Genomic DNA, 6,025 nt, shown 5'->3' with positions numbered 1-6,025 from the left:
TTTATTATGGAAACCAAACTATTCTATAATTAGCTTCTTCATTAAGATTCTATTAATAGAATTGGAGGATATCTTAATATGAATAAGAAGATTTTATTTGGAGTCAGCCTCTTGACTCTTGTTATTCTGTTACAAAGCATACCAGCCTCTGGTGCTGTTACAGTGGTATCTGTCAAATGGCATGCAGCAGTCAAGAAAGATGCTGTTTATTCATGGAATATTGACACGGTTAACGCATCTGGTGCAACTACATGGAACTGGGGCTGGGCTAATAATGTTACTTTGAAACAGGGTGAAAATATCACTCTGAAATGGACCGCAGCTCCCAATGAAGCAACTGCAATACCAACTCTCGGCCCAGTTATCTATACAGGAATAGAAACGACCGTTGGAACTCATAAAATGAATTTCACAGCAGGTGAAACCACTTTCAACTTCTTACAATTTCCTGTGTACGTCCGTAATGATCCCACAGGTCTTAATGTACTTGAAGCAGGTCTTAATTCTTTAGAACGACTATGGATAAATAGCTTCGGTTTACCGACTGGGGCATCAACCTTCGATCGTCGCTGGACTATTGGAACCCATGGTGCTACTTTACTAAACACTGGGGAAAACGGAACTAAAGGGGAAACAATTAAAGGTGAAATCAGTGGTGGTTACCCCACACAACATTATGCATTTGACATTGAATATGATGCTGTTACAGGATTTGTCACATCCCTCAAATACCCCTCTGCTGGAAATCCTGCTGATCCAGAAACTCCAATAGCGAATAATACATTTGGTATTGTCTCTGGCCTTGATGAACTCGTTATCACATTCGATGGTGATATGAAAGACGTCTATGCAGAAGGAGATTGGGGTAAAGCCAAGAGTACTCCAGGTTTTGAAGCTACTATTATCATGATCACGTTAGTAGTATTTGGAGCTCTTTTGCGAAAAAGAAAAGAATAACCAATTTTTAAATCCCTTTAAAAATTGAAAATAAGACCTTTAATGGTTTTATTTTTCAATCCTTTTTTTAAATCTTATTCTTTTTTACGATGTGCTAATAAATGTCTTTTATCAATAATTCACCATTACCAAAGGCAATTATTGCTGATCTTGAAAATTTTAGAACAAATCAAGAAAATTTCTTATGGAATGGTCAAGACGACCCCTTGCCCTCCCTTAGTGAGAATGTGATGTTTTATACAGAAGAGATTTATGCAATGTATGATGCACAAAAAATTATGAATGGGAAATTGATTTGGACCACTGAAAGAACCCTTTTATATGGAACTGAAGTACGCAAGACAGTTGTTGCAGACACGGTTTCACGAGAATATGAAACTATTCGGGGTTTATCACGATCAGACAAACTTGAGGCTCCTAAAATTTTAGGTTGGTCAATTCAACATACAGATATTACCTGTATAGAAATAATTAAGCTTGGAGAACGATATTCTATTTATTTCTTTCAGAATGATATAAGAAGATTTGTTGTAAATGATTTACTTCAATCACAGATGGAAATTGTAAGCAATTTTCTGAAAAATAGAAATGTTAAAACAATTTATGATCAGTTTAATCTACCACTGAGAGACATTTTTCTTTTCTTTTGTGGTGGACTATTTATTTTTGCAGCTGGATTAATTTTAATTGCTCTTATTTTTTAGTATTATTCAAAATTCTAGAACAACACAGTTATGAATGATAATACGATTAGAAAAGCTCCGGCAACAATATCTTCTCCAGCTTTACCAAAACCATAAAAATAAGCCCTTTTTGATGAGCTCAAATAATCTGATATATTTTGTCCACGAACCTTACGTATTACAATCGATTCTAAAATATCTCTGAATCCTCCTATAACAAGAAAGATTCCCCCAGTTAAAAATAAAACTAATCCAACTCCACTGAATGAAAATTCTTTTCGATTAAGTACAATATCTATTATTACAATTACTATAGAAACTGTTATTCCAAATGCTATTTTTTTTATAATCTCAAATCGAGGATTACGCTCTAGTATAGCTTCCAAAATTATCCACCCAGATGTTTTTGTTACCTGGTATAAAATTCAAAACAATATATGAGCTTTATTTCGGGTTTTTTATCCCTACCATTGTTGATTTTAATTTCTCGGTAGAAAACCTTTCAAACTTTGTTTCATCTTGAATTGGCTTTGTTATAAGTATCAGTTTATACTCAGCCACTCTCATATTCTTTAAGTTGATATGTTTTTGGATAATACCCTCCTCTAAAAGAGTTCTGATGGAATATCGAATAGTTCGTGTAGAATAACCAGTAAGAACCTTTAAATCATTAGTTGTGACGGTTTGGCCTTGTTTGAAAGCCTTGAGGATCGTAATCGTTGCTGGGGGCATAGATCGGAGTTTTGATTGCTTAACCTCAACTGGTAATTCAGATGCTACCTTCATTTTCCCGTGATCTTCCCGATTTTATATGACTATTATACAAAATAAAAGTCTTTCTAGCAATGAAAGCAATAAGAAAAATATATTCTCACAACTGAAATTTAACATTATAAAATTATTAAAGATGAAGCTTTCTTCAGGGAGTCAAAATAAAATCGTTTTATTTGGTTAGATCTACTAGAACTCGTATCTTCGTTCTAAGAATGGATTTTCTTCTTTTCCAGCATAATGATATAGCATAATAAGCGATAATAGATACAAGGAAGATACAACACCCAAACCAAAGAAGGATCCAATTATCAAAAAGGTTCCAATAACTGTTACCAACCAAATTATAATAATAATTACATTTTTTCTCATCTGAATTTGAATCCATTCTTTTTCAGGTTTAGACAAGGTATCTGGAAAGAATAAAGCTAACATTAACGAAGCAGTGTTATATAGCAGAAATATTGACCCAATAAGGACTTCAATAATGATTGTAGCTATAATAATAATCATATAAAGCCCCTCTCTAAAATTAAAAATGAAATTGCTAATAAATAGTAGTATTACTCCAATTAAACCAAAGAAACTGAGAGGATATTGATCCTTAAATTGCAGAATTTTGGATGACGAGACCAAATTAATCAACTCTAGTAAGAGTCTTCAATAATGATTCTTAAAAGTTATGAAAAAATCGAATATATTACGCCTCCAATTATTGAGGCCATTCCCACCAATACCGCAATATATCCTAACATAGGAATTACTTGATAACCAGCAAAGTTTAAGGTATGTAAACTGATAAAATCAGTATAACGATCACCTAATCCAGGTAAGAAAACAGGGTTTGCAATAATTGAGAGAAGAAGAAACACTATGAAGACATTACTATATTCTAATATTCTAATCTGCCTGAGGTTAAATTTTTTGGTTTGAAGGAGACGAAAAATAATTATTATCGAGAATATGATTGAAACTAATAAAAAAGCTATAGCTTCAACCCTCATTTGTAATGGACCTGCATCGATAACAATTGGACCATAAGGACGGTATAGACGATACCAAGGTAAAAAAATGGAAGAAAAAAAAACAATTATTTGAAGGATGTTTCTTAGGAGACTAACTCGAAAATTAAGTTTTTCATAACTTGTATTGGAAATTGAGGGTATGTTAGTTCTTTCAGAAAGCCAATCCCAAAATGAGTGTTTTCCTTCCATTATTATTCTACCAAAATCGATGGATTTTAGAGGTTTTATTGCTATTCGATTTGAGATGAGAAATTTATCTCTAAAATTATATCTTTACACATATATTTTATACTTTTACATAAGGGCAAGAAAGGAAATTCAACAAGTTAATTTCAAGGAAAATTTTTTGATAGGCTTTATAATGTAATATTGAAAATTGCAAAATAAAAATTAAATAACAGATGGAAGAATATCGCAGGAATAATAGATCTGGTTTTTAAGGTAATATAAGTATTTAATAACCCCAATAGAAAAACTAGGATATATAATATGAAATTACCTATTAAGAAGTATTTAAAATGATATATTAAACCAAAGAATAGAGAAATTATTAGAAAGCTTTGAATTTGAGCTTGGATTGAGGACGAACCTTTTTTCAATAGTAAATAATAAATTTGAACTATAAAGATTGATCGAAATTCAAGCTCTTCAATTAAACCTAAATACAAGGGAAAAAATAATCTTTCAGGCCATAGCTGAATAGGGAAAATGATAACAGTATTGATATTCTCAATTGAATAGGATAGAGTAGCAATAAGAATAAAAATACTCCCAATTGCCATAATAATGATATATCTGGGGGAAAACTTATAGGTTATAAAATATTGACTCAGATATTCTCGATTTAACCAGAAAAACAAGAATATTGGAATTGTACCTATTAATAACCCTAAATCTGTACCTACTTTATCTGCCATAAAATGCTCTTCTTGGGGGTATAGCAAAAAGAAAATCTGACGTGTTATCCAATAATAAACTTTAAAGGTTCTCAGTAGAATTAAAAAAAGTAAAATTTTTAATTTAAGGGGCCACGAATCAATAGTTGGTGTAGGAAATTCAGACTCATATTGGAAAAACAAAAATTCTTACTCCTAAAATAGTAGCGCGCTGCTCTTGGGATTAAAAAAGAGGAGAATTAGGTAACTACTCCTCTTATAGAATATATATCTTTTGAGAACCAACAGGCAACGCAATGCCCAGGAATTAATTCCTCAAGTGGAGGTTCCTGATTGCATTTATCTTTGGCATAATTACACCGATCTCTAAATCGACACCCTGGTTGAGGATTAATAGGTGTTGGTACATCTCCCCTTAAAATTATTCTGTCCTTTTTCCTTGTAGGATCAGGGATAGGGACAGCAGACATTAAAGCCTCAGTATATGGATGAAGTGCTTGCTGGAATAGGTCATCAGTGGATGCAATTTCCATTATTTTACCAACATACATTACGGCAACACGATCTGAAACATGTCGAATAACACTTAAATCATGAGCTACAATAATGTAAGTTAATCCTAAGCTGGTCTGAAGATCATCCAAAAGATTTAGTATCTGTGCACGAATTGAAACATCTAAAGCTGAAACAGGTTCATCTGCTATAATTATTTGAGGATTTACCGAAAGTGCACGAGCGATACCAATTCTTTGACGTTGGCCTCCTGAAAATTCATGGGGATATCGATAAATATGGAATGGAGCCAAACCTACTAGATCCATTAGTTCAAGTACTTTCTGCTCCTTTTCTGTTTGGCTAGTGGCTAAACCATACAGATCTAGACCTTCACTTATGATATCAAAAACAGTCATTCTTGGATTTAAAGATGAATATGGATCTTGGAATATTAATTGAATATATTTTCGGAATTTTCTCATTTTTTTGTCCATTGGTTCATTTTTATCAATTCTCAGCCAGAATATACCTCCAATGATTATTAAGGCAGTCCCGAGTAGCGTGAAGATAAGCATTTCTATATTAGGAAAGTATGAACGTCCACCAATTATTATTACTGAAATCATCAAAATCCATTCACTTACGACTCCAAAGACAGCTAAATATACTCCTGTTTTTGTCGTTGGAAAATCAGGTGGTCTTTTATTCAACAGATGATATATTGGAGAAGTTAAAAACATTCCAACTCCTATTAGTGCGGTAAGTGTGAAAACAAATACCCATAAGAACAAAATAGCAACAATAAAAGATAGATCCGGCCAATTTCGCGTTAAACTCGCAAAACTAACTAATTCAACTTCTGCAGTAGCTGGGTTCTCTAAGAAAGCTCCAGAAAGTGTAACATATCCATTATCGACAACGGAGTCAAGGAAACTGCCCGTACCAATAGGAAGAAATCCAGATGGTATCAAATAGGAAAAAGTAAAAAATAAAAAGCCAATTAGGATTACTAGAACACTATAGGCCGCTTTAATCCGAATATAATCTTTTCCCAATCTTGTTATGTCTTGGTCGTTAATAACCACACTTCCAGATGTGGGTTCAAGTAGATGAAGTAACATTCTTCCAGCAGTTGTTTTTCCACAACCACTTTCTCCAACTAAACCTAGTGTTTCTCCTTCATAGACATCAAAAGTAA

The 6,025-nt window shown here is 33.0% G+C and carries 7 protein-coding genes and 2 pseudogenes; 2 read left to right on the top strand and 7 right to left on the bottom strand.

Translation table 11 applies throughout. The annotated features are described in order from the left end of the window. Positions 1–78: 78 nt before the first annotated feature. Positions 79–957, top strand: coding sequence for a hypothetical protein (locus tag ACWVCY_RS04515; protein ID WP_455140627.1), 879 nt, complete (start codon positions 79–81; stop codon positions 955–957). 101 nt (positions 958–1,058) lie between these two features. Continuing rightward, complete coding sequence (locus ACWVCY_RS04510) at positions 1,059–1,661, top strand: hypothetical protein (RefSeq protein WP_455140626.1); 603 nt, start codon at positions 1,059–1,061, stop codon at positions 1,659–1,661. 14 nt (positions 1,662–1,675) lie between these two features. Here ACWVCY_RS04510 and ACWVCY_RS04505 read toward each other — a convergent pair whose 3' ends face one another. From ACWVCY_RS04505 to ACWVCY_RS04475, 7 genes and pseudogenes are all read right to left on the bottom strand, one after another. Then, positions 1,676–2,026, bottom strand: coding sequence for a hypothetical protein (locus ACWVCY_RS04505; protein ID WP_455140624.1), 351 nt, complete (start codon positions 2,024–2,026; stop codon positions 1,676–1,678). A 58-nt stretch (positions 2,027–2,084) separates the two neighbouring features. Further along, entirely contained in the window at positions 2,085–2,426 is a 342-nt protein-coding gene (locus ACWVCY_RS04500) for a DeoR family transcriptional regulator (protein ID WP_455140622.1), read from the bottom strand. Between the two features lie 174 nt (positions 2,427–2,600). After that, complete coding sequence (locus ACWVCY_RS04495) at positions 2,601–2,924, bottom strand: hypothetical protein (RefSeq protein ID WP_455140621.1); 324 nt, start codon at positions 2,922–2,924, stop codon at positions 2,601–2,603. A gap of 167 nt (positions 2,925–3,091) precedes the next feature. Then, entirely contained in the window at positions 3,092–3,625 is a 534-nt protein-coding gene (locus ACWVCY_RS04490; RefSeq protein ID WP_455140619.1) for a hypothetical protein, read from the bottom strand. 167 nt (positions 3,626–3,792) lie between these two features. Beyond that, a complete protein-coding gene (locus ACWVCY_RS04485; protein ID WP_455140617.1) occupies positions 3,793–4,515 on the bottom strand; it encodes a CPBP family intramembrane glutamic endopeptidase in 723 nt (240 codons plus the stop codon). A 56-nt stretch (positions 4,516–4,571) separates the two neighbouring features. Next, positions 4,572–5,360 (bottom strand): annotated as a pseudogene (locus ACWVCY_RS04480) (ABC transporter ATP-binding protein); the annotation flags it as partial. Positions 5,361–5,933: 573 nt separating this feature from the next. Continuing rightward, a pseudogene (locus tag ACWVCY_RS04475) lies at positions 5,934–6,025 on the bottom strand (ATP-binding cassette domain-containing protein); the annotation flags it as partial.

It is taken from the genome of Candidatus Hodarchaeum mangrovi (genome assembly GCF_975850365.1).
Note: the sequence above shows the minus strand (reverse complement) of the source record. Positions and strands in the feature narration are given on the sequence as shown.

Bases quoted from the DNA above. Each gene is read 5' to 3' on its own strand.
- ACWVCY_RS04515 (WP_455140627.1), top strand. From the start codon at position 79: ATGAATAAGAAGATTTTATTTGGAGTCAGCCTCTTGACTCTTGTTATT.
- ACWVCY_RS04490 (WP_455140619.1), bottom strand. From the start codon at position 3,625: ATGGAAGGAAAACACTCATTTTGGGATTGGCTTTCTGAAAGAACTAAC.
- ACWVCY_RS04495 (WP_455140621.1), bottom strand. From the start codon at position 2,924: ATGATTATTATTATAGCTACAATCATTATTGAAGTCCTTATTGGGTCA.
- ACWVCY_RS04510 (WP_455140626.1), top strand. From the start codon at position 1,059: ATGTCTTTTATCAATAATTCACCATTACCAAAGGCAATTATTGCTGAT.
- ACWVCY_RS04500 (WP_455140622.1), bottom strand. From the start codon at position 2,426: ATGAAGGTAGCATCTGAATTACCAGTTGAGGTTAAGCAATCAAAACTC.